The sequence below is a fragment of the Stenotrophomonas sp. Steno-C15 genome (assembly GCF_056393265.1).
Genome location: NZ_JBWJPF010000054.1, coordinates 1 through 481 on the forward strand (window position 1 = coordinate 1; position 481 = coordinate 481).

The 481-nt window shown below is 70.5% G+C and carries 1 protein-coding gene; it reads left to right on the forward strand.

Features of this window, described 5'->3' with window-relative positions:
• On the forward strand, nt 1–481 hold a 481-nt coding region (locus AC06FB_RS18855; RefSeq protein WP_478053985.1), incomplete at both ends, for an autotransporter outer membrane beta-barrel domain-containing protein.

The window sequence follows — 481 nt, forward strand, 5'->3', positions numbered from 1 at the left end:
GGATGCCGATGGCCTGGCCGCGCAGGTCGCGCAGTCGATGTCGGCACAGCCGGGCATGCGCCATGGCACCCTGTTCAACCAGCTGGCATTGCATCTGGTCGAGCCGACGGCAGCAGGTGCGGGGGCCAGCGGTGATGGCCAGCGTGGCCACGGTCTGTGGGCACGCGGCTTCGCCAGCCATGGCCGCATCGATGCCGATGCTGGCGTGGCCGGGATGAGCCATACCGTGGGCGGCATCGTGGTCGGTGCCGATACGCGCCTGGCCGATGACCGTGTCGGCCTGGGCGTGAGCGTGGCGGCCGCGGATATGTCGACCAAGGCCCGTGGCGCCTCCAGCTTCACCGGCGACGTGCGTGCGCTGGATGTGGGCGGTTACCTGGACGCGATCTACGCGCGCGGTTATCTGTCCGCGGCAGTGCGCTACACCGACCTGCGCCACGACACCCGGCGCAGCATCGCCGGCATCGAGGGCCTGCAGGAC